General features: G+C 55.5%; 25 protein-coding genes and 1 tRNA gene. 15 read left to right on the forward strand and 11 right to left on the reverse strand.

Going from position 1 to position 21834, the window contains the following annotated elements; translation table 11 throughout:
* The first annotated feature begins 49 nt into the window (after positions 1-49).
* Genes frdA through frdD form a run of 4 tightly spaced genes read left to right on the forward strand, consistent with a single transcriptional unit; the run spans position 50 to position 3343 of the window.
* A complete protein-coding gene (gene frdA / locus KIF87_RS14000) occupies positions 50-1840 on the forward strand; it encodes a fumarate reductase (quinol) flavoprotein subunit (protein ID WP_063144110.1) in 1791 nt (596 codons plus the stop codon).
* On the forward strand, positions 1833-2567 hold the full coding sequence (locus KIF87_RS14005; protein WP_023310124.1) for a succinate dehydrogenase/fumarate reductase iron-sulfur subunit: 735 nt from the start codon (positions 1833-1835) through the stop codon (positions 2565-2567). The genes frdA and KIF87_RS14005 overlap by 8 nt, the downstream gene beginning before the upstream one ends.
* Before the next feature lie 10 nt (positions 2568-2577).
* Complete coding sequence (gene frdC, locus KIF87_RS14010; RefSeq protein WP_029739890.1) at positions 2578-2973, forward strand: fumarate reductase subunit FrdC; 396 nt, start codon at positions 2578-2580, stop codon at positions 2971-2973.
* Positions 2974-2983: 10 nt separating this feature from the next.
* Positions 2984-3343: a fumarate reductase subunit FrdD gene (gene frdD / locus KIF87_RS14015; RefSeq protein WP_032662398.1), complete on the forward strand. Its 360-nt coding sequence runs from the start codon at positions 2984-2986 to the stop codon at positions 3341-3343.
* A 29-nt stretch (positions 3344-3372) separates the two neighbouring features.
* Here frdD and ampR read toward each other — a convergent pair whose 3' ends face one another.
* A complete protein-coding gene (gene ampR, locus KIF87_RS14020; RefSeq protein WP_213329047.1) occupies positions 3373-4248 on the reverse strand; it encodes a LysR family transcriptional regulator AmpR in 876 nt (291 codons plus the stop codon).
* Positions 4249-4380: 132 nt separating this feature from the next.
* Between ampR and blaACT the strand changes: the two genes are divergently transcribed.
* A complete protein-coding gene (blaACT, locus tag KIF87_RS14025) occupies positions 4381-5526 on the forward strand; it encodes an ACT family cephalosporin-hydrolyzing class C beta-lactamase (RefSeq protein ID WP_213329059.1) in 1146 nt (381 codons plus the stop codon).
* Positions 5527-5648: 122 nt separating this feature from the next.
* Positions 5649-6179: a lipocalin family protein gene (locus tag KIF87_RS14030; RefSeq protein ID WP_213329048.1), complete on the forward strand. Its 531-nt coding sequence runs from the start codon at positions 5649-5651 to the stop codon at positions 6177-6179.
* On the opposite strand, the gene sugE is transcribed toward KIF87_RS14030, so the two are convergent.
* On the reverse strand, positions 6176-6493 hold the full coding sequence (sugE, locus tag KIF87_RS14035; protein ID WP_148244443.1) for a quaternary ammonium compound efflux SMR transporter SugE: 318 nt from the start codon (positions 6491-6493) through the stop codon (positions 6176-6178). The two genes, KIF87_RS14030 and sugE, sit on opposite strands and share 4 nt — an antisense overlap.
* A 261-nt stretch (positions 6494-6754) precedes the next feature.
* On the opposite strand from sugE, the gene KIF87_RS14040 reads away from it, so the two are divergent.
* Positions 6755-7354: a helix-turn-helix transcriptional regulator gene (locus tag KIF87_RS14040; protein WP_213329049.1), complete on the forward strand. Its 600-nt coding sequence runs from the start codon at positions 6755-6757 to the stop codon at positions 7352-7354.
* A gap of 36 nt (positions 7355-7390) precedes the next feature.
* On the opposite strand, the gene ecnB is transcribed toward KIF87_RS14040, so the two are convergent.
* From ecnB to efp, 3 genes are all read right to left on the reverse strand, one after another.
* Positions 7391-7537, reverse strand: coding sequence for a lipoprotein toxin entericidin B (gene ecnB / locus KIF87_RS14045; protein ID WP_014168289.1), 147 nt, complete (start codon positions 7535-7537; stop codon positions 7391-7393).
* Between the two features lie 108 nt (positions 7538-7645).
* Positions 7646-7777: an entericidin A/B family lipoprotein gene (locus KIF87_RS14050; RefSeq protein WP_024907352.1), complete on the reverse strand. Its 132-nt coding sequence runs from the start codon at positions 7775-7777 to the stop codon at positions 7646-7648.
* A gap of 58 nt (positions 7778-7835) precedes the next feature.
* Positions 7836-8402 carry an elongation factor P gene (gene efp / locus KIF87_RS14055; protein WP_010427766.1) on the reverse strand — a complete coding sequence of 189 codons (567 nt, stop codon included), beginning with the start codon at positions 8400-8402 and terminating at the stop codon, positions 7836-7838.
* Between the two features lie 40 nt (positions 8403-8442).
* On the opposite strand from efp, the gene epmB reads away from it, so the two are divergent.
* Complete coding sequence (gene epmB, locus KIF87_RS14060) at positions 8443-9471, forward strand: EF-P beta-lysylation protein EpmB (protein WP_213329050.1); 1029 nt, start codon at positions 8443-8445, stop codon at positions 9469-9471.
* 66 nt (positions 9472-9537) lie between these two features.
* Here the strand turns inward: epmB and KIF87_RS14065 are convergent, their stop codons facing one another.
* The 3 genes from KIF87_RS14065 to KIF87_RS14075 all read right to left on the reverse strand — a co-directional run bounded on the left by KIF87_RS14065 (position 9538) and on the right by KIF87_RS14075 (position 11994).
* Positions 9538-9891 (reverse strand): DUF4156 domain-containing protein, encoded by a 354-nt coding sequence (locus KIF87_RS14065; protein ID WP_023310115.1) that lies wholly within the window; start codon positions 9889-9891, stop codon positions 9538-9540.
* A gap of 134 nt (positions 9892-10025) precedes the next feature.
* Positions 10026-11669, reverse strand: coding sequence for a chaperonin GroEL (groL, locus tag KIF87_RS14070; protein WP_029742112.1), 1644 nt, complete (start codon positions 11667-11669; stop codon positions 10026-10028).
* A 31-nt stretch (positions 11670-11700) separates the two neighbouring features.
* Positions 11701-11994: a co-chaperone GroES gene (locus KIF87_RS14075; protein ID WP_003855929.1), complete on the reverse strand. Its 294-nt coding sequence runs from the start codon at positions 11992-11994 to the stop codon at positions 11701-11703.
* Between the two features lie 178 nt (positions 11995-12172).
* On the opposite strand from KIF87_RS14075, the gene yjeH reads away from it, so the two are divergent.
* A complete protein-coding gene (yjeH, locus tag KIF87_RS14080) occupies positions 12173-13423 on the forward strand; it encodes an L-methionine/branched-chain amino acid transporter (protein ID WP_213329051.1) in 1251 nt (416 codons plus the stop codon).
* A gap of 24 nt (positions 13424-13447) precedes the next feature.
* Here the strand turns inward: yjeH and KIF87_RS14085 are convergent, their stop codons facing one another.
* Positions 13448-13912: an FxsA family protein gene (locus KIF87_RS14085; RefSeq protein ID WP_032651318.1), complete on the reverse strand. Its 465-nt coding sequence runs from the start codon at positions 13910-13912 to the stop codon at positions 13448-13450.
* 335 nt (positions 13913-14247) lie between these two features.
* Between KIF87_RS14085 and aspA the strand changes: the two genes are divergently transcribed.
* From aspA to KIF87_RS14110, 5 genes are all read left to right on the forward strand, one after another.
* On the forward strand, positions 14248-15684 hold the full coding sequence (gene aspA / locus KIF87_RS14090; RefSeq protein ID WP_003855923.1) for an aspartate ammonia-lyase: 1437 nt from the start codon (positions 14248-14250) through the stop codon (positions 15682-15684).
* A gap of 115 nt (positions 15685-15799) precedes the next feature.
* On the forward strand, positions 15800-17101 hold the full coding sequence (locus tag KIF87_RS14095) for an anaerobic C4-dicarboxylate transporter (protein ID WP_032662382.1): 1302 nt from the start codon (positions 15800-15802) through the stop codon (positions 17099-17101).
* A 113-nt stretch (positions 17102-17214) separates the two neighbouring features.
* Positions 17215-17538, forward strand: coding sequence for a divalent cation tolerance protein CutA (gene cutA / locus KIF87_RS14100; RefSeq protein ID WP_014168278.1), 324 nt, complete (start codon positions 17215-17217; stop codon positions 17536-17538).
* Positions 17514-19205, forward strand: coding sequence for a protein-disulfide reductase DsbD (locus KIF87_RS14105; protein ID WP_213329052.1), 1692 nt, complete (start codon positions 17514-17516; stop codon positions 19203-19205). The genes cutA and KIF87_RS14105 overlap by 25 nt, the downstream gene beginning before the upstream one ends.
* 49 nt (positions 19206-19254) lie before the next feature.
* On the forward strand, positions 19255-19830 hold the full coding sequence (locus tag KIF87_RS14110) for a transcriptional regulator (protein ID WP_213329053.1): 576 nt from the start codon (positions 19255-19257) through the stop codon (positions 19828-19830).
* Here the strand turns inward: KIF87_RS14110 and KIF87_RS14115 are convergent.
* Together KIF87_RS14115 and KIF87_RS14120 are read right to left on the reverse strand one after the other, a co-directional pair.
* Positions 19827-20417, reverse strand: a complete 591-nt coding sequence (locus KIF87_RS14115) for a LysE family translocator (protein ID WP_213329054.1) — start codon at positions 20415-20417, stop codon at positions 19827-19829. The two genes, KIF87_RS14110 and KIF87_RS14115, sit on opposite strands and share 4 nt — an antisense overlap.
* 36 nt (positions 20418-20453) lie before the next feature.
* Entirely contained in the window at positions 20454-21299 is an 846-nt protein-coding gene (locus tag KIF87_RS14120) for an AraC family transcriptional regulator (protein WP_213329055.1), read from the reverse strand.
* A 169-nt stretch (positions 21300-21468) separates the two neighbouring features.
* Between KIF87_RS14120 and KIF87_RS14125 the strand changes: the two genes are divergently transcribed.
* Positions 21469-21544, forward strand: a tRNA-Phe gene (locus tag KIF87_RS14125).
* Positions 21545-21834: the final 290 nt, after the last annotated feature.

Consider the following 21834-nt stretch of genomic DNA (forward strand, 5'->3'; position numbering starts at 1 on the left):
TACCTTTAGTTTGTCGCGTTGCGAAATAACAAAAATCTGGAGGAATGTCGTGCAAACTTTTCAAGCCGATCTTGCCGTAATAGGCGCTGGCGGGGCTGGATTACGTGCTGCGATTGCTGCAGCACAAGCTAATCCCAACGCTAAAATCGCATTGATTTCAAAAGTCTATCCAATGCGTAGTCACACAGTGGCAGCAGAAGGAGGGTCCGCCGCCGTTGCGCAGGATCATGACAGCTTTGAATACCATTTCCACGACACGGTTGCAGGGGGCGACTGGCTTTGCGAACAGGATGTCGTTGACTACTTTGTGCATCATTGTCCAACGGAAATGACCCAGCTTGAACAGTGGGGATGTCCGTGGAGCCGCCGTCCGGACGGCAGCGTCAACGTTCGCCGCTTTGGCGGAATGAAGATTGAACGCACCTGGTTCGCCGCCGATAAAACCGGCTTCCACATGCTGCACACCCTGTTCCAGACCTCCCTTCAGTTCCCACAAATTCAGCGCTTCGATGAACATTTCGTCCTCGACATTCTGGTCGATGACGGTGAGGCTCGCGGTCTGGTAGCGATGAACATGATGGAAGGCACGCTTGTCCAGATCCGCGCGAAAGCCGTGGTGATGGCAACAGGCGGCGCGGGCCGCGTTTATCGCTACAACACCAACGGCGGTATCGTCACCGGCGACGGCATGGGCATGGCGCTCAGCCACGGCGTGCCGCTGCGCGATATGGAGTTCGTGCAGTATCACCCAACCGGCCTGCCGGGCTCCGGCATTCTGATGACGGAAGGCTGCCGCGGTGAAGGCGGTATTCTGGTCAATAAAAACGGCTACCGCTATCTGCAGGATTACGGCATGGGCCCGGAAACCCCGCTCGGCGAGCCGAAGAACAAATACATGGAACTCGGCCCGCGCGACAAAGTCTCTCAGGCCTTCTGGCACGAGTGGCGCAAAGGCAACACCATCTCCACGCCGCGCGGCGATGTGGTCTATCTCGACCTGCGTCACCTTGGCGAGAAGAAACTGCTGGAACGTCTGCCGTTCATCTGCGAGCTGGCGAAAGCTTACGTCGGCGTCGACCCGGTGAAAGAGCCGATTCCGGTGCGTCCAACCGCGCACTACACCATGGGCGGGATCGAAACCGACCAGCAGTGCGAAACCCGGATTAAAGGCCTGTTCGCCGTCGGCGAGTGTTCTTCTGTCGGCCTGCACGGCGCTAACCGTCTCGGGTCTAACTCGCTGGCAGAGCTGGTCGTCTTTGGCCGCATGGCGGGCGAGCGCGCGATGGAGCGAGCGGCTACCGCAGGCGAAGCCAACGGTGCCGCGCTGGATGCGCAGGTCGCAGACGTTGAAAAACGCCTGAAAGATCTGGTGAACCAGGAAGGCAATGAGAACTGGTCGAAGATCCGCGACGAAATGGGCCTGTCGATGGAAGAAGGCTGCGGTATCTACCGTACCCCTGAGCTGATGCAAAAAACCGTCGACAAGCTGGCGGAACTGCAGGAGCGCTTCAAGCGCGTGCGCATCACCGACACCTCCAGCGTATTCAACACCGACCTGCTCTACACCATCGAGCTGGGCCACGGTCTGAACGTCGCGGAATGTATGGCGCACTCTGCGCTGGCGCGTAAAGAGTCGCGTGGGGCCCACCAGCGTCTGGACGAAGGCTGTACCGAACGTGACGACGTCAATTTCCTGAAACACACTCTCGCCTGGCGCGATGCGGATGGCACCACACGTCTGGACTACAGCGACGTGAAAATCACCACGCTGCCGCCGGCTAAACGCGTGTACGGTGCAGAAGCAGAAGCCGCCGAGAAGAAGGAGAAGGCGAATGGCTGAGATGCAAAAAATGAAAGTTGAAGTGGTGCGCTACAATCCGGAAGTGGACGCCGCACCGCACAGCGCTTTCTATGAAGTCCCTTATGACGAGCAAACCTCCCTGCTGGATGCGCTCGGCTATATCAAAGATAACCTGGCGCCAGACCTGAGCTACCGCTGGTCCTGCCGCATGGCCATCTGTGGCTCCTGCGGCATGATGGTCAACAAGGTGCCAAAGCTGGCCTGTAAGACCTTCCTGCGCGAATACACCAAAGGCATTAAGGTCGAAGCGCTGGGCAACTTCCCGATTGAACGCGATCTGGTGGTCGATATGACCCACTTTATCGAAAGCCTGGAAGCCATTAAGCCGTACATCATTGGTAATCCGCGCACGCCGGATCAGGGCCCGAACACCCAGACGCCGGCGCAGATGGCGAAATACCATCAGTTCTCCGGCTGCATCAACTGCGGTCTTTGCTACGCCGCCTGCCCACAGTTTGGCCTGAACAAGGAGTTCATCGGCCCGGCCGCCATTACCCTGGCGCACCGCTATAACGAGGACAGCCGCGACCACGGTAAAAAAGAACGTATGGCGCAGCTTAACAGCCAGAACGGCGTGTGGAGCTGTACCTTTGTGGGTTACTGCTCCGAAGTTTGTCCGAAGCACGTCGACCCGGCCGCCGCAATTCAGCAGGGTAAAGTGGAAAGCTCGAAAGACTTTCTTATCGCTACCCTGAAACCACGCTAAGGAGTGCATGATGACGACTAAACGCAAGGCCTATGTGCGGCCTGTGCCGTCCACCTGGTGGAAAAACCTGCCGTTTTATCGCTTCTACATGCTGCGTGAAGGCACGGCGGTACCGGCGGTCTGGTTCAGCCTTGAGCTGATGTACGGCGTTTTTGCCCTCAAGCACGGTCCTGAAGCCTGGGCCAGCTTTGTCGGTTTCCTGCAAAACCCGATCATTGTGGTTCTGAACCTGATCGTGCTCGCGGCCGCGCTGCTTCATACCAAAACCTGGTTTGAGCTGGCGCCAAAAGCGGCGAACATCATCGTAAAAGGCGAGAAAATGGGGCCAGAGCCGGTGATTAAAGGGCTCTGGGCAGTGACGATTCTGGTCACTGTGGTCATTCTGTTTGTCGCACTGTTCTGGTAAGGAGACACCTGTGATCAATCCAAATCCAAAACGTTCTGACGAGCCGGTCTTCTGGGGCCTGTTTGGCGCAGGCGGCATGTGGAGTGCCATCATCGCCCCCGTCATCATCCTGCTGGTTGGCATTATGCTGCCGCTGGGGCTGTTCCCGGGCGATGCGCTGAGCTACGAGCGCGTGCTGGCGTTCGCGAGCAGCTTTATCGGCCGCGTGTTCATCTTCCTGATGATCGTCCTGCCGCTGTGGTGTGGTCTGCACCGTATTCACCATGCGATGCATGACCTGAAAATCCATGTACCAAGCGGTAAATGGGTGTTCTACGGTCTGGCGACCATCCTGACCGTGGTGACGCTGATTGCCGTGGTCACCCTCTGACGCTTCTGGCCCGCCATCCGGCGGGCCTTTTATTTCTGCATCTTCCCCACCAGCCACTGGGCAAACTCGCGCATTGCGGGCGTTTCTGTCCGTGACTGTAGTCTTGTGAGCCAGTAGCTGCCGAGGTCAATCTGCGTTGCAAACGGCTGCACGATGCGCTCGCTGCTGAGTAAATGGGTAAACATGTCGACAGGCGCAATGGCAATCCCTACGCCTGCCTGCGCGGCTTCCAGCATGGTCACGGACGAATCAAACACCATCACCCGGTGCGTCGGCGAGGGAGGATGTTCACCCGCTGCCTGCATCCACGCAGCCCACTCGTCGCGCCGGTAGGAGCGCAGCAGGGTAAACTTCAGGATATCTGCCGGGCTTTTTAGACAGGAGGCTATGTCGGGTGTACAGAGCGCAGACAGCGGCGCGGGGCAAAGAAATTCAGCATCGGTTCCATGCCACGCGCCGCCGCCGTAGCGAATGGTGTAATCAAGCCCTTCAGCCGCCGGGTCGACGCGATTGTTATGGGTGGAAAGCTGAAGATCAATATGCGGATAGCAGCGGCGAAAGTCCGCAAGCTCAGAGAATAAAACCCCCGTGGCAAAGGTCCCTACCACACCTATTTTGAGCTTCTCCTGAGCGCGCTGGCTGGCAAAGCGATCCAGCATTCCGGCGATACGATCGAACGAGTCATTCAGCACCGGCAGTAAATTCTCGCCTTCGGTGGTCAACATCAGCCCACGCGAAACGCGGACAAACAGCTGGCAATTAAGGTGCTGCTCAAGCGCCTTTACGTGCTGGCTAATCGCGGAATGGGTGACGTTCAGCTCGATAGCGGCATGCGTAAAACTGAGGTGCCTGGCAGCAGCTTCAAACGCCCGCAGGGAATTAAGAGGAAGATAGCTGCGCGTCATGGCCTCGTCCGTTAGAAAAATTAACAGCTAATGCTAAATTTAACCGTTTGTCAGCCATAGTCAAATCCAACAGACTACAGCGGTCTGACGGGCCCGGACACTCCCTTGAACTGCTATTACGGAAGATAAATGATGATGACAAAATCCCTTTGCTGCGCCCTGCTGCTCAGCACCTCCTGCTCGGTATTGGCTGCCCCGATGTCAGAAAAACAGCTGGCTGAGGTGGTTGAACGTACCGTTACGCCGCTGATGAAAGCGCAGGCCATTCCGGGCATGGCGGTGGCGGTGATTTATCAGGGTCAGCCGCACTACTTTACCTTCGGTAAAGCCGATGTTGCGGCAAACAAGCCTGTCACCCCACAAACCTTGTTCGAACTGGGTTCTATAAGTAAAACCTTCACCGGCGTACTGGGTGGCGATGCGATTGCTCGCGGTGAAATATCGCTGGGCGATCCGGTGACCAAATACTGGCCTGAGCTGACGGGCAAGCAGTGGCAGGGGATCCGCATGCTGGATCTGGCAACCTATACCGCAGGCGGTCTACCGTTACAGATACCGGATGAGGTCGCGGATAACGCCGCTCTGCTGCGCTTTTATCAAAACTGGCAGCCGCAGTGGAAGCCGGGTACCACGCGTCTTTATGCCAATACCAGCATCGGCCTTTTTGGCGCGCTGGCGGTCAAACCTTCCGGCATGAGCTATGAGCAGGCCATAACGACGCGGGTCTTTAAGCCGCTCAGGCTGGACCATACCTGGATTAACGTTCCGAAAGCGGAAGAGGCGCATTACGCCTGGGGATACCGTGACGGTAAAGCGGTACACGTTTCGCCAGGCATGCTCGACGCGGAAGCCTATGGCGTAAAAACCAACGTGCAGGATATGGCAAGCTGGGTAATGGTCAACATGAAGCCGGACTCCCTTCAGGATAATTCACTCAGGCAAGGCATTGCCCTGGCGCAGTCTCGCTACTGGCGCGTGGGGGCCATGTATCAGGGGTTAGGCTGGGAAATGCTTAACTGGCCCGTCGATGCCAGAACCGTGGTTGAAGGTAGCGACAATAAGGTGGCGCTGGCACCTTTGCCCGCGAGAGAAGTAAATCCTCCGGCACCGCCGGTTAAGGCCTCCTGGGTCCATAAAACAGGCTCAACCGGCGGATTTGGCAGCTACGTAGCCTTTATTCCTGAAAAGCAGCTCGGCATTGTGATGCTGGCAAATAAAAGCTATCCGAACCCGGCACGCGTTGAGGCGGCATACCGTATCCTCGACGTGCTGCAGTAAAACATTGCCGGGTGGCGGCTTCGCCTTACCCGGCCTACAAAATCCACGGTGTGACGCCGCACAAAAACCACATTTTCCTTGCCGTCATCTACACTTAACAAAAAAACAGTAAGGAAACTCCTATGCGCATTCTGCCTGTTATCGCCGCGGTGACAGCCGCGTTTTTAGTGGTTGCCTGCAGTTCCCCTACCCCACCGCCTGGCGTTACCGTCGTCACGCCTTTTGATGCACAACGCTTCCTTGGAACATGGTATGAAATCGCGCGCCTCGACCATCGGTTTGAGCAGGGCCTGGAGAAGGTCACGGCAAATTACAGTCCGATGGACGATGGCGGTATTCAGGTGATCAACCGGGGCTATAATCCCGACCGGGAGATGTGGCAACAGTCGATTGGGAAAGCGTACTTCACGGGCGACCCGCGACGGGCCGCGCTCAAAGTCTCTTTCTTTGGTCCGTTTTATGGCGGCTACAACGTGATAGCGCTCGACAGAGAGTACCGTCACGCGCTGGTCTGCGGGCCGGATCGCGACTATCTGTGGATACTTTCCCGCACGCCAACTATTTCGTCAGAAATGAAACAGCAGATGCTGGACGTCGCGACCCGGCAAGGGTTTGATGTGTCAAAACTTATCTGGGTAAAACAACCCCGTTAATGGGTACTGAGCTTCAGCCCAATGATCCCGGCCACAATCAAGGCGAGGCTGGCGATACGCGCCAGACTCGCTGACTCTCCCAGCAGCAGAATGCCGGTGATGGCGGCCCCTACCGCACCAATGCCCGTCCAGACGGCATAAGCCGTTCCCACAGGCAGCGAGCGCATCGCCCAGGATAACAGGACAATACTCACGATCATCGCGGTGATGGTAATGACGCTGGGCGTCAGACGGGTAAATCCGTGGGTGTATTTGAGACCAATCGCCCATACCACTTCGAGCAGGCCAGCAATAAAAAGAATGATCCAGGACATTTCAGGCTCCTTAACTTAATTCAAGTTGGGGCCGTCCCCGGTGAAAGAAATGCTTACGGGTCGTCCCGTAAGGCAGAGATTACGCCCCATATTGTGGTTAGCGTGCTATTTTTTTTCAATCATTTTTTGCTGAACACGTTAAGGCAAGAAATAGCCGCAGTATGGCGCGTAGTTCCGGCATTTAGCACTCATCCGACTTCTCTATGATGATGTGCTTTCTGATGGCAGGAAGCCAAACCACTAGCCGACTGCGAATAAAATATGTTCAAAATTCTTTTGATTGACCGTTGTCACTTCACCCGCACGGGATTTGAAGCATGGCTCAATCATTCCGGTTTGTTCCCGGGACACTACGTTGTGACCGGGCTGAATAATCTGTTCCTTGCCAGAGAGCACATTCTGCAATGGAAACCCACGCTGGTTATCGCTGACCTATACGGCTTCAGGCAGGATATTCATCATTTTCAGCAGCTCTCGTCCTTGCTCAACGCCAGTGAACGCTTACCGTTTATTTTGCTGCAATCGGGAGAGGACAACGGCATGACAGACTGGCTCGGCCAGTTCCCGGTGTGGTCGTCGTTGTTGAAAAACGCCAGTCTCGGAGAGGTGGCAACGGTTATCAACGACGCATTGATCTCGCGCTCATGCGCTGAAAGGCCAACGGCAGCCGCCCCCTTGCTAACCCGGCAGGAAGAGAAAGTGCTGACATTGTGGATGGACGGCGCGAGCAATCAAAAAATTGCCGCTCACCTGAGTATCAACGGAAAAACGGTCTATACCTATAAACGCAATATCCGCATGAAATTGCATATGGATACGCGTTTTTCTCCGTTCTTATCCCTGCAGGAATCAGAAAGCTGACGGTACGAAACCCGCTGGTCCCGTACCGTGTGTTAATTACTGCTGAGCTTTTGATGCCGCGCCAGAGATTGCGCTACCACCTTCAGAAATATCCTGACCGACGCCACGCGTGGTATTACAGGCCGTTAACACTGAAGAAAGTACCAGGACTGAAAAGATCGCTGCAATTGTCTTCTTAACCATAATATCTTCCTTTTATAGCCAAAGTTGTTTTGTGTATAGCAACTTAAGAATAGACAAGATCCCGCCGGTTGACGAAAAAGGAAGCATTTTTAGGAAAATTAGACGAACTTAGCTGGCGGCGTGAGAAATGATATGACCGAGATCCTGGATATCTTGTCCCATTCCACGCGTGGTGTTACAGCCGGAGAGTAATGCGCTGGAAAGCGCTAACAGAAGCAGAATTTTAACGGTACGTTTCATCATCCCTGCCTGCAAAAATCAGGCGCAGCGGGCGCTGCGCCTTCAATCATGACGTAAATTACTTCACGCGGGACACGTATTCGCCGGAGCGGGTATCCACTTTGATCACTTCGCCAGTCTGTACGAACAGTGGCACTTTAACCACTGCACCGGTAGACAGTTTGGCTGGTTTACCGCCGGTACCTGCGGTATCACCTTTCAGACCTGGATCGGTTTCAACGATTTCCAGTTCTACGAAGTTTGGTGGGGTCACAGCGATAGGCTGGCCGTTCCACAGGGTCACGATGCACTCAGCCTGATCCAGCAGCCATTTAGCGCTGTCACCTACCGCTTTCTCATCAGCAGACAGCTGTTCGAAAGTGGAGTTGTTCATGAAATGATAGAACTCACCGTCGTTGTACAGATAGGTCAGGTTCATATCAACAACATCAGCGCCTTCAGCGGAGTCAGTAGACTTGAAGGTTTTCTCAACACGGGTACCGGTCAGCAGACGGCGCAGCTTAACGCGTGCGAATGCCTGGCCTTTACCTGGTTTAACGAATTCGCTGGCTTCAACCGCGTACGGTTCGCCGTCCATCATGATTTTAAGACCAGCACGAAAATCGTTGCTATAGTACGTTGCCATAAGGCCCTCTAAATTTGTTAACTGGTAGCTAAGCCACAAAATGGCGCATATTGTAACCCTAAACACCCCGTCCAGAGAAGATTGGTTATCGCAACTTGCCGATGTAATCACCAGTCCTGATGAATTGCTGCGTCTTTTAGACCTCGATCAGCACCCAGAGTTGCTTGCAGGCCGCGAGGCAAAGCGCCTTTTCGCCCTGCGCGTTCCCCGTGCGTTTGTGGCGCGGATGGAGAAAGGCAACCCTGACGATCCGCTATTAAAACAAACGCTTACTTCGCAGGATGAGTTTGTCACCGCACCGGGTTATAGCACCGATCCGCTGGAAGAGCAGAACAGCGTGGTGCCGGGTTTACTGCATAAGTATCTCAACCGCGCCCTGCTGCTGGTAAAAGGCGGCTGTGCGGTAAATTGTCGTTATTGCTTCCGTCGGCACTTCCCTTACGCCGAAAATCAGGGCAATAAACGCAACTGGCAGGTCGCGCTGGACTATATTGCCGCCCATCCGGAGCTGGATGAGATTATTTTTTCCGGCGGCGACCCGCTGATGGCGAAAGATCATGAGCTGGACTGGCTGCTGACCGAGCTTGAAGCCATCCCGCATATTAAGCGCCTGCGTATTCACAGCCGTTTACCGATTGTTATTCCGGCGCGGATCACGGACGGCCTGGTGTCACGCCTGGAGCAGTCCCGCTTGCAGGTGCTGCTGGTGAACCATATCAACCACGCGAACGAAATTGACGATGCGTTTCGCGCGGCGATGGCGCGTCTGCGTAAAGCGGGCGTGACGCTACTGAACCAGAGCGTGCTGCTGCGCGGTGTAAACGACAGCGCCCGCGTGCTGGCCGACCTGAGCAATGCCCTGTTTGATGCGGGCGTGATGCCCTATTACCTGCACGTGCTGGATCGCGTTCAGGGCGCGGCCCATTTCATGGTGACGGATGAAGAAGCCCGGCAGATTATGCGCGAACTGTTAACGCTGGTTTCAGGCTATATGGTGCCGAAGCTGGCACGCGAGATTGGCGGAGAGCCGAGCAAGACGCCGCTGGATTTGCAGCTGCGGCAGCTCTAAAAAGGCAGGTGGCGCTACGCTTACCTGCCCTACGGGGTCCGGGCGCAGCGCCATCAGCAAGTTAACTCAGTTCGGGCACTTGTAAACCTGGCCGTTCATCTGGCTGGCGGTCGGCACGAAGCTGGACAGCATACTCTGCGTTGGGCTGCTCACGCCGTAAATCACGTTACCGCCCATCGCCGCAGCCTGGTTACGCAGGGCATTCGCCGCACCGCGCATAGAACCACCTTCTTCGCCATGCTGGCCTGACATCCAGTTGCTTTGCTCACCGGTTGCCGTGCCTAACAGCTGGCATTCACTGCCAGGCTTATCTTCCACAAAGCGAACGCCCTGGCCCGCTGCCGACAGCTCATTGCTGGAGCTACAACCCGCCAGCAGCAATGCTGCCCCTACAATCCCTGCACAGACTTTTACGCGCATGTTATTCCTCGTTTTCAATAAGCTGGACAGTAGTTGTCCGTGTGTAAATCTTATACCTAAAAGATGACCAAAAGAAAAACCCCCGAGCATTTCTGCCCGGGGGTTTTTTACATTCTACGACGTAGAGCGCACGATTACATCATGCCGCCCATACCGCCCATGCCGCCCATGCCAGCAGCACCTAAGTCAGGTGCATCGCCTTTAGGCAGGTCGGTTACCATGCACTCGGTAGTGATCATCAGGCCAGCAACAGATGCCGCGTACTGCAGAGCAGAACGGGTCACTTTAGTTGGATCCAGGATACCGAAGTCGATCATGTTGCCGTATTCTTCAGTTGCCGCGTTGTAACCGTAGTTACCTTCGCCCGCTTTCACGTTGTTGGTCACAACAGATGGCTCTTCACCGGCGTTGGACACGATCTGACGCAGAGGCGCTTCCATTGCGCGCAGCGCAACTTTGATACCCACGTTCTGATCTTCGTTCTGTGCGGTCAGGCCTGCCAGCTTAGCGGCAACACGCACCAGCGCAACACCACCACCAGCAACCACGCCTTCTTCTACCGCAGCACGAGTCGCGTGCAGGGCATCGTCAACGCGTGCTTTTTTCTCTTTCATTTCAACTTCGGTCGCCGCACCAACTTTGATTACCGCAACGCCGCCAGCCAGTTTCGCTACGCGCTCCTGCAGTTTTTCACGGTCGTAATCGGAAGTTGCTTCTTCGATCTGCTTACGGATCTGACCTACGCGGCCCTGAATAGCGGCTTCTTCACCCACGCCATCGATGATGGTGGTGGTGTCTTTGTTGATCACAACGCGTTTCGCCTGGCCCAGGTCTTCCAGGGTCGCTTTTTCCAGCTCCATACCGATCTCTTCAGAGATAACGGTACCGCCGGTCAGTGTTGCGATGTCTTGCAGCATCGCTTTACGGCGATCGCCGAAGCCAGGTGCTTTAACCGCAGCCACTTTCACGATGCCGCGCATGGTGTTAACCACCAGGGTCGCCAGCGCTTCGCCTTCAACGTCTTCAGCGATGATAACCAGCGGCTTGCCTGCTTTCGCAACGGCTTCCAGCACTGGCAGCATTTCGCGGATGTTGGAGATTTTCTTGTCAGCCAGCAGGATGAACGGGCTTTCCAGCTCAACAGCGCCAGTCTCTGGCTTGTTGATGAAGTATGGGGACAGGTAGCCGCGGTCGAACTGCATACCTTCAACCACGTCCAGTTCATCTTCCAGACCGGTACCGTCTTCAACGGTGATCACGCCTTCTTTACCGACTTTGTCCATCGCTTCAGCGATCAGTTTACCTACGGTTTCGTCGGAGTTAGCGGAGATGGTACCTACCTGAGCAATGGCTTTAGAGTCAGAGCACGGTACGGACAGCGCTTTCAGTTCTTCAACAGCGGCAGTGACGGCTTTGTCGATACCACGTTTCAGATCCATTGGGTTCATGCCCGCAGCAACGGCTTTCAGACCCTCGGTGATGATCGCCTGCGCCAGTACGGTCGCGGTGGTGGTACCGTCGCCTGCAGCGTCGTTCGCTTTAGAGGCAACTTCTTTCACCATCTGCGCGCCCATGTTTTCGAACTTGTCTTCCAGCTCAATTTCACGTGCTACAGAAACACCATCTTTGGTGATGGTTGGCGCGCCGAAGGATTTATCCAGCACTACGTTACGGCCTTTCGGGCCCAGGGTCACTTTAACTGCATCTGCCAGTACGTTTACGCCGCGGAGCATTTTTACACGAGCGTCGTTACCGAATTTTACGTCTTTAGCTGCCATGTTCTTATTTCCTCAAATTCTCGTGCGTAAATTACGCTTCAACAATTGCCAGAATGTCGCTCTCGGACATGATCAACACTTCTTCATTGTCGATCTTCTCGGATTTCACGCCGTAGCCATCGTTGAAAATTACGATGTCACCAACTTTAACGTCCAGTGGCTGCACAGTTCCGTTTTCCAGGATGCGGCCCTTACCGACAGCGATGATTTCGCCACGCGTTGATTTGGCTGCTGCAGAACCGGTCAGAACGATGCCGCCAGCAGACTTGGTTTCAACTTCTTTACGTTTGACGATCACACGATCATGTAACGGACGAATACTCATTGATAGCTCTCCTTTGAGAAAGTCATTATCAGTTATGGATGACGCCGGCCCGCATGCGGTTTTCCGACTAGTGCCCTGAGAGATGGGGATAGCTTTTTACCCCTTCAAGGGGGAGTCGAAAAAAAATTTGCGAAAGTGTTACCATCGCCTCTCTTTTGGTACGGGCAGGGCGATGTCAATGAGTGGACTCAAGCAGGAGTTGGGGCTGGCGCAGGGCGTTGGACTTCTCTCAACCTCCTTGTTAGGTACGGGCGTGTTTGCCGTCCCCGCGCTGGCGGCGCTGGTGGCTGGAAATAACAGCCTGTGGGCGTGGCCAGCGCTGATTGTACTGGTTTTCCCGATAGCCATTGTGTTTGCCATTCTGGGGCGGCATTTCCCCAGCGCGGGCGGCGTGGCGCACTTTGTCGGCCTGGCCTTTGGCCCGCGGCTGCAGCGCGTCACCGGCTGGCTGTTTCTCTCCGTCATTCCGGTTGGCCTTCCTGCGGCGCTGCATATTGCGACCGGCTTTGGTCAGGCGCTGTTTGGCTGGCATAACGAGCAGTTATTGCTGGCCGAGCTGGGTACGCTGGCTATCGTCTGGTGGGTAGGCTCTCGCGGAGCGAGCTCCAGCGCCAACCTGCAGACGCTGGTTGCGGTGCTGATTGTCGCGCTCGTTGCCGCTATCTGGTGGGCAGGCGATATCACAATCAAGGAAATTCCCTTCCCGGCGGTGACAGACGTCGACCATTCACAGCTTTTCGCCGCGCTCTCCGTCATGTTCTGGTGTTTTGTAGGTCTGGAAGCCTTTGCCCATCTGGCGTCGGAATTTAAGCAGCCTGAACGCGATTTCCCCCGTGCGCTGATGATAGGCCTGCTGCTGGCAGGTACGGTCTATTGGGCGTGTACCGTGCTGGTATTACACTTCAACGCGTTCGGTGCAGATCTCGCCGCTGCTGCATCGCTGCCGGGTATCGTGGTGGAGCTGTTCGGCGTGAAGGCGCTGTGGATCGCCTGCGTCATTGGCTATCTGGCCTGTTTTGCCAGCCTGAATATTTATATCCAGAGCTTTGCGCGCCTGGTGTGGTCGCAGGCGCTCGACAAACCTGAGAATCGCCTCGCGCGCCTGTCTAAACGCCAGCTTCCGCTGAATGCCCTGAATGCCGTACTGGGCTGCTGCGTGCTGAGCACGCTGTGTATTTACGCGCTGAAGATCAATCTGGACGCGCTGATCGTCTACGCCAACGGTATTTTCATCATGATCTACCTGCTGTGCATGCTGGCGGGATGTCGCTTGCTGAAAGGTCGTTATAAAGCACTGGCGGTCGTCGGGGGCGTGCTTTGCCTGCTGTTGCTGGCGATGGTGGGATGGAAGAGTCTGTACGCGATTGTCATGCTGGCAGGGCTGTGGCTGTTTTTGCCGAAGCGCGGTGCGCTGCCGGAGGCCCGGTAAGCGAAACGCCTCCGGGCAACAACATCACCGATCGTCTTTATGGTCTAAACGGTCGTGCTGTTCATCCTTACGCTGATACTCCCCTTCAAAGGTATCGCCCGGCCCGGTGCTGAACCCGCCCCCCGGCATACGGCTAAAGCGCAGATGCGGCAGCAGCTTCATGGTCAGGTGTTTTTGCACCGGCGGCAGAAGCAGCAGAAGGCCGAGGAAGTCGGTGAAGAACCCCGGCAGGATAAGCAGCAGCCCCGCAATAATCAGCGATACGCTTTTGATCATCTCCGCTGCCGGGCTTTCGCCTGCAGCCATCTTCTCCTGCATTAACAGGAAATTTTTGAAACCCTGATTACGCACCAGCGACATGCCGATGACGGAGGTGAAAATCACCAGAATCAGCGTCAGCAGGACGCCCAGCACATGGGCAACCTGGATGAAAATGGAAATCTCAATGTAAACATAGAGAAAGAAAGCAATAAACGGTATCCAGCGCACTGGCATCTCCTGTGTGGCAAGGGCCATCGGGCCCCTGTCTGAATGTGTTCGCGACGCGCGTTTGTATGAAATGGTGACGGTTAGCGAAAATTCAATCAGTTTGCACGGATATTTTTTTTGGAAATATTAAAGCGGTGACCCATTTCACAGATTAATAATTATCATGGAATCGGCTCGATAATAAGTGATCCAGCTTACGGCAATTCGCTATCATCAGCATATGATCTCGAGCATCTGGCTGATTGAGGGAATAATCGTCGGCCAGAAAATATTCAAAACCACATAAATACTGTGTGTTTAGTACAATCCATCGGCAGCTTGAAAAGAAGGTTCACATGTTAAACAACATTCGTATCGAAGAAGACTTGTTGGGTACCAGGGAAGTTCCAGCGGATGCCTACTACGGTGTTCACACTCTGAGAGCGATTGAAAACTTCTACATCAGCAACAGCAAAATCAGCGACATCCCTGAGTTTGTCCGTGGCATGGTGATGGTGAAGAAAGCCGCAGCGCTGGCCAACAAAGAGCTGCAAACCATTCCTAAAAGCGCGGCAAATGCGATTATCGCGGCCTGCGATGAAGTGCTGAACAACGGCAAATGCATGGACCAGTTCCCGGTTGACGTCTATCAGGGCGGCGCGGGCACCTCCGTCAACATGAACACTAACGAAGTACTGGCAAACATTGGCCTGGAGCTGATGGGTCACCAGAAAGGTGAATACCAGTACCTGAACCCGAACGACCACGTTAACAAATGCCAGTCCACCAACGACGCCTACCCTACCGGCTTCCGTATCGCGGTGTATGCCTCTGTAGTGAAACTGGTAGATGCGATCAACCAGCTGGGTGATGGCTTCCAGCGTAAAGCGGTTGAGTTCCAGGACATCCTGAAAATGGGTCGTACCCAGCTGCAGGACGCAGTGCCGATGACGCTCGGCCAGGAATTCCACGCGTTTAACGTGCTGCTTAACGAAGAGACCAAAAACCTGCTGCGCACCTCCGAGCTGCTGCTGGAAGTGAACCTGGGCGCAACCGCCATCGGTACGCGTCTGAACACCCCGGACGGCTATCAGCAGCTGGCGGTACAGAAGCTGGCTGAAGTCTCTAACCTGCCGGTTGTGCCTGCAGAAGACCTGATTGAAGCGACGTCCGACTGCGGCGCCTACGTCATGGTACACAGCGCCCTGAAACGTCTGGCAGTGAAACTGTCCAAAATCTGTAACGACCTGCGCCTGCTCTCTTCCGGTCCGCGCGCTGGCCTGAACGAAATCAACCTGCCAGAACTGCAGGCCGGTTCGTCCATCATGCCAGCCAAGGTGAACCCGGTTGTGCCAGAAGTGGTGAACCAGGTTTGCTTCAAAGTCATCGGTAACGATACAACCGTGACCATGGCCTCTGAAGCGGGTCAGCTGCAGCTGAACGTGATGGAGCCAGTGATTGGCCAGGCGATGTTTGAATCTATCCACATCCTGACCAACGCCTGCTACAACCTGCTGGAAAAATGCATTAACGGCATCACAGCGAATAAAGAAGTCTGTGAGGGTTATGTCTATAACTCCATCGGGATCGTCACCTACCTCAACCCGTTCATCGGTCACCACAACGGTGACATCGTCGGTAAGATTTGTGCCGAAACCGGTAAGAGCGTACGTGAAGTGGTGCTGGAGCGCGGGCTGTTGACCGAAGCTGAGCTGGACGATATCTTCTCGGCCCAGAACCTGATGCACCCGGCATATAAAGCAAAACGATATACCGATGAAAGCGAACAGTAACCGTTCAGGCTAGGCTTCTTAAGGCACGTCACTTGTGACGTGCCTTTTTTCTTTTTAGGCGTTACCAAAATACAACAATTCAATATCAACTTGTTAATAAGCAAGGAAGGTCCTTATGTTTGGAGCAGAACTCGTCATCGTCTTGTTGGCGATTTATTTGGGAGCAAGACTCGGGGGTATCGGCATCGGTTTTGCTGGCGGTCTCGGGGTGCTCGTTCTTACCCTTATCTTTCAGATTAAACCCGGTGCAATCCCGTTTGACGTTATCGAAATCATCATGGCCGTTATTGCCGCTATCGCCGCCATGCAGGTGGCAGGCGGTATGGACTACCTGGTGAGCCTGGCGGAGCGTATGCTGCGCCGCCATCCAAAATACATTACCTTCCTTGCCCCGCTGGTGACCTGGTTTATGACCATTCTCGCCGGTACGGGCCACACCGCCTTCTCTACGCTGCCGGTGATTACCGAAGTGGCGAAAGAGCAGGGTATCCGCCCGTCTCGTCCGCTCTCTATTGCCGTTGTTGCGTCCCAGATTGCGATTACCGCCTCGCCGATTTCCGCTGCGGTGGTCTTCTTCGCCGGTATCCTTGAGCCGATGGGCGTGAGCTACCTGACGCTGCTGGCGATCTGTATCCCGGTGACGCTGATTGCGGTGATGATCACTGCCGTGCTGTGTAACTTCCTCGGCGCCGAACTGAAAGACGATCCGGTTTATCAGGAACGTCTTGCCAAGGGCGAAGTGAAACTGCGCGGCAGCCAGGTCTTCGAGCTGAAGCCGCACGCAAAACGCTCCGTACTGCTGTTCCTGATCGGTATTGTCGCCGTCATGTTCTACGCGACCGCTATCAGCGATACCGTGGGCCTGATCCAGAACCCGGTCCTGCCGCGTAACGAAGCGATTGTGGTGTTTATGCTGACCATCGCGACGCTGATTAGCATCACCTGTAAAATTGATACCAGCGAAGTGCTGAACGCCAGCACCTTCAAATCCGGTATGAGCGCCTGCGTGTGCGTCCTCGGCGTAGCCTGGCTTGGTGATACCTTCGTGAAAGCGCACATCAGCGACATTCAGACCGTAGCAGGCGACCTGCTGCACAACTATCCGTGGCTGCTGGCGGTGGTGCTGTTCTTTGCAGCTACCCTGCTTTACTCCCAGGCGGCGACCACCAAAGCGCTGATGCCTGCGGCACTGATGCTGGGCGTTACCCCGCTAACGGCGATTGCCTCTTTCGCGGCGGTTTCTGCCCTGTTCGTTCTGCCAACCTACCCAACCCTGCTGGCGGCGGTTGAAATGGACGACACCGGCTCAACCCGTATCGGTAAGTATGTGTTTAACCACGCGTTCCTGATCCCGGGCGTGGTCGCCATTTCGCTGTGCGTGATCCTCGGCTTTATCATTGGCGGCGTGGTGCTGTAAACGGTGAGTGGTTGTAAAAATAGTTAAAATCGGGCCGCTCTGCGGCCCGTTTCATTAATGACCAACCGCCTTGCGTGATATAGTGAAGCCTTTCGTGATGAGGAGGTCGACTTGTGAACACGCCTGATGCTGTTGTCGTACTGTGTACCGCCCCTGATGAAGCCTCTGCCCAGGATCTCGCCGCCAAAGTGCTGGCCGAAAAACTGGCTGCCTGCGTGACGCTCCTCCCCGGTGCCACCTCCCTTTATTACTGGGAAGGCAAGCTGGAGCAGGAGTACGAAGTCCAGATGTTGCTCAAAACCAATCTGGCGAATCAGCAGGCGCTCCTGGACTGCCTCAAATCTCATCATCCTTACCAAACCCCGGAACTGCTGGTCTTGCCAGTGGTTCATGGCGATAACGACTATCTCTCATGGCTCAACGCTTCCTTACGCTGATCCTGCTGCTGTGCAGCACGTCAGCTTTTGCCGGGTTGTTTGACGCGCCCGGCCGTTCGAACTTCATCCCTGCCGACCAGGCTTTCGTTTTCGACTTTCAGCAAAACCAGCACGATCTCAGTCTTACCTGGCAGGTGAAAGAGGGCTATTACCTCTATCGCAAGCAGGTGAGCATTACCCCTGCCCAGGCAAACGTGGGCGCATTACAGTTGCCCGCTGGCGAGTGGCACGAGGACGAGTTCTACGGCAAGAGTGAGATCTACCGCCAGCGCCTAAGCGTCCCCGTCACGGTGAATCAGGCGGATAAAGGCGCGACGCTGACCGTCACCTATCAGGGGTGCGCGGACGCCGGATTCTGCTATCCACCGGAAACGAAGGTCGTTCCGCTCAGCGAAGTTAAGGCTGCCGCCGCTTTCTCCCCTCTCCCCTCGGGCGAGACAAGCGAAGAGCGGACAGATCTTCCGTTCTCAGCGCTTTGGGCCTTGCTGATCGGTATCGGCATTGCCTTTACGCCGTGCGTGCTGCCGATGTATCCGCTCATCTCTGGCATCGTGCTGGGCGGTAAGCAACGGCTTTCCACCGCACGCGCCCTGCTGTTGGCCTTTATTTATGTGCAGGGCATGGCGTTGACCTACACAGCCCTTGGCCTTGTGGTTGCCGCTGCCGGGTTACAGTTCCAGGCCGCGCTGCAGCATCCTTACGTCCTTATTGGCCTGTCGGTGGTCTTCATCCTGCTGGCACTGTCGATGTTCGGCCTGTTTACCCTGCAGCTACCGTCGGCTTTGCAGACTCGCTTAACGCTGATGAGTAACCGCCAGCAGGGTGGCTCGGTGGGTGGGGTATTCGCGATGGGAGCCATCGCCGGTTTGATTTGTTCTCCTTGCACCACCGCACCGCTGAGCGCCATCCTGCTCTATATCGCCCAGAGCGGCAATATGTGGCTCGGCGGCGGAACGTTGTACCTGTATGCCCTGGGCATGGGCCTGCCGCTGATTCTGGTCACGGTTTTCGGCAATCGACTGCTGCCGAAGAGCGGCCCGTGGATGGAGACGGTGAAAACCGCGTTTGGCTTTGTCATCCTCGCGCTGCCGGTGTTCCTCCTTGAGCGTATCATCGGCGACGCCTGGGGTTTGCGCCTGTGGGCGATGCTCGGCGTAGCATTCTTTGCCTGGGCGTTTATCGTCAGCCTGGGGGCGAAAAAAACGTGGATGCGCCTGGTGCAAATCCTCCTGCTCGCTGCCGCGCTGGTGAGTGTACGCCCTCTGCAGGACTGGGCGTTCGGCACACCGGTGGGTCAGACGCAAGCGCATCTGAACTTCACCCAGATTAAAAACGTGGATGAACTCAACAGCGCCCTGGCAGAGGCAAAAGGCAAACCGGTGATGCTCGATCTCTATGCCGACTGGTGTGTCGCCTGCAAAGAGTTTGAAAAATATACCTTTAGCGATCCACAGGTGCAAAGCGCCCTGAAAGAGACCGTTTTGCTCCAGGCGAACGTGACCGCCAATAATGCGCAGGATAAGGCTCTGCTGAAGCAGCTTAACGTGCTCGGGCTGCCAACCATTCTGTTCTTCAATCAACAGGGCCAGGAGCAGCCAGAACAGCGTATAACCGGGTTTATGGATGCAGCGGCATTTAGCGCGCATTTGCGCAATCGCCAACCGTAAACAACACTTTAAACGGGACAAACCGTTGGGAATAGCGGAGGAGATAACCGTGCAACGTGAAGACGTACTGGGACAAGCCCTGCAACTACTTGAGATTCAAGGGATCGCCAGCACCACGCTTGAGATGGTAGCCGACCGTATCGATTATCCCCTGGATGAACTTAAGCGCTTCTGGCCGGATAAAGAGGCGCTACTCTATGATGCCCTGCGCTATCTCAGCCAGCAGGTTGATATCTGGCGCAGGCAACTGATGCTGGATGAAGAACTGACTGCGGAGCAAAAGCTTCTGGCGCGCTATACCGCCCTGACGGAGTGCGTCAGCAACAACCGTTACCCGGGCTGTCTGTTCATCGCCGCCTGCACTTATTTTCCCGACCCAGGCCATCCTATCCACCAGTTGGCGGAGCAGCAAAAACGGGCGGCGCATGACTTCACCCACGAACTGCTGACCACGCTGGAAGTCGATGACCCGGCGATGGTGGCGAAGCAGATGGAGCTGGTGCTGGAAGGTTGCCTCAGCCGCATGCTGGTGAACCGTAGCCAGGCCGATGTGGATACGGCGCACCGTCTGGCGGAAGATATTTTGCGATTTGCTCAGTGTCGTATGGGCGGAGCACTGACCTAAGCCAGGATGCCCGCCCAGGCAGAGACGAGAAGACACAGCGCCATCAGGCGCTGAAACCGCACCATCGCCACGGTGGTGCGAAAAATTCGGTTCACCGCTTTACCCAACCACGCCCAGCACATCAAACAGACTATTGAGATCAGCAGAAACCATAGCGCCATTAGCGCAATCTCCCGCAATGCATGGTCGCCAGCAGGGGCAAACAGACTGACGACGGCCAGCGCCATCATCCAGGTTTTCGGGTTCACGATCTGCAGCAGCGCCGCCGCCTGAGCGGTGAATCGGATACGGTTCTCAGCGGAAAGACGGGCGGCCGGAGCGCGAAATAGCTGCCAGCTCATCCAGCTTAGCCACAGCACGCCTGCCCAGCTCATTATCTGACGTATCAGAGGATACTGACGCAGCACTTCTCCTGCGCCCGCGCCTGATACCAGCACGATCGCACTGGCCGCGATACACCCGCCCAGAATAGCAGGTACGGTATTTTTTACGCCAAAGTGCTGGCTGTTCGTCAGCACCAGGATATTGGTTGGCCCCGGCGTAATGGAGGCGACAAATGCGAACAACAGAAAGGGTATCAAACTCACAGGTGGCTCCTTTTTATTAGAGCCATGAATGTGCCGTTATTTTTTGGAAACGTCTGGAAGGTTTGTGCACAACCGGCGGTAGTGTGCAGGAGAGATACGATAAGCCCGCTGAAACCAACGCCCCAAATGGCTTTGATCGGCAAAACCCACTGCGGCAGCCACATCAACGGGCTGGTCACCGCGCGCCAGCAGCTGTCGGGCCTTTGCCAGACGCAGCTGAATAAGCCACGCATGGGGCGCCAGGTTGAACTCGCGCTTGAAACAGCGCGTCAGGGTAAAGCGATCCGTGCCCGTCTCGCGCGCAAGGTCTGACAGCCCCACGTTCTCACCGATATGGGCATAGAGATAGTCGCGCGCACGATGCGCCACGGCAGCGCTTTGTAACTGCGACGGCAGTTTCTTACGCCAGTGACAATGGGCGGTGATCCGGGAGAGCAGATTATCCATTGTGCTCTGCTGAACGATTTTCATCTCGTCATTATGCAGGGTAGAGAATGTCTCACCGATAGCGCGCACCAGCTGCGGTTCCCGCGTCAGCGTTTGGGCAAAGTGGAGTGAATAACTCCCGGGAGTCGATTCGTAGAGCCCCTGTAGCGCACCGGTAAGCCAGCACTCATCAAGATAGAAGGTCAGATAGGTAAAACCGCCCTCTACAGGCGCATCTCCGTCGTGAATTTCTCCAGGCTCGAGGAGAAATGCGTCGCCCGGCTGGCTACGATGACGCTCACGGCGGCAATGAAACTGCTGCGTGCCGGAGAGGGTTATCCCTACCAGATAGCTATCGTGCCAGTGCGGATCAAAGGCATGCCCTTCGAAATGCGCTTTAATCGTCTCAATACCCGTATCTGCATGCTGACGCAGTTCAAGCCAGTCATTCGTCATACTGCCCTCCTCTTACTCTCAGCATTGCCGTATCACGCAGGTACTGTCTGGAAGATTTGTGCATTTTCACGGCGAAAGCGGACGGATTGCCGCAAACTTAAGCAGTTGAACAGCTTTTCCCGAAATAATGTTGACGATCGGACGTGATTGCGGTTTAATGCGCTCCGTTGCCCGGATAGCTCAGTCGGTAGAGCAGGGGATTGAAAATCCCCGTGTCCTTGGTTCGATTCCGAGTCCGGGCACCACTATTTAAAGAACCCAGCCTATGGCTGGGTTTTTGCTTTTCTGCGTTTATAAATCCCTTCTTTGTATTCTTGTTTCTCTTTATCGTGGGATCGTGCGGCCTGCGTTGCCGGATGGCGGCTTTGCCTTATCCGGCCTACTAAGCCCGCAGCGTTACTGGTTTTTTCTACGCACAAAGCAAAAAACCCCGCACCTTTCGGTACGGGGTTCTTCTAATTGATGCCTGGCAGTTCCCTACTCTCACATGGGGAGACCCCACACTACCATCGGCGCTACGGCGTTTCACTTCTGA

The sequence above is a fragment of the Enterobacter sp. 120016 genome (genome assembly GCF_018383635.1).
GTDB classification, from domain to species: domain Bacteria; phylum Pseudomonadota; class Gammaproteobacteria; order Enterobacterales; family Enterobacteriaceae; genus Enterobacter; species Enterobacter asburiae_D.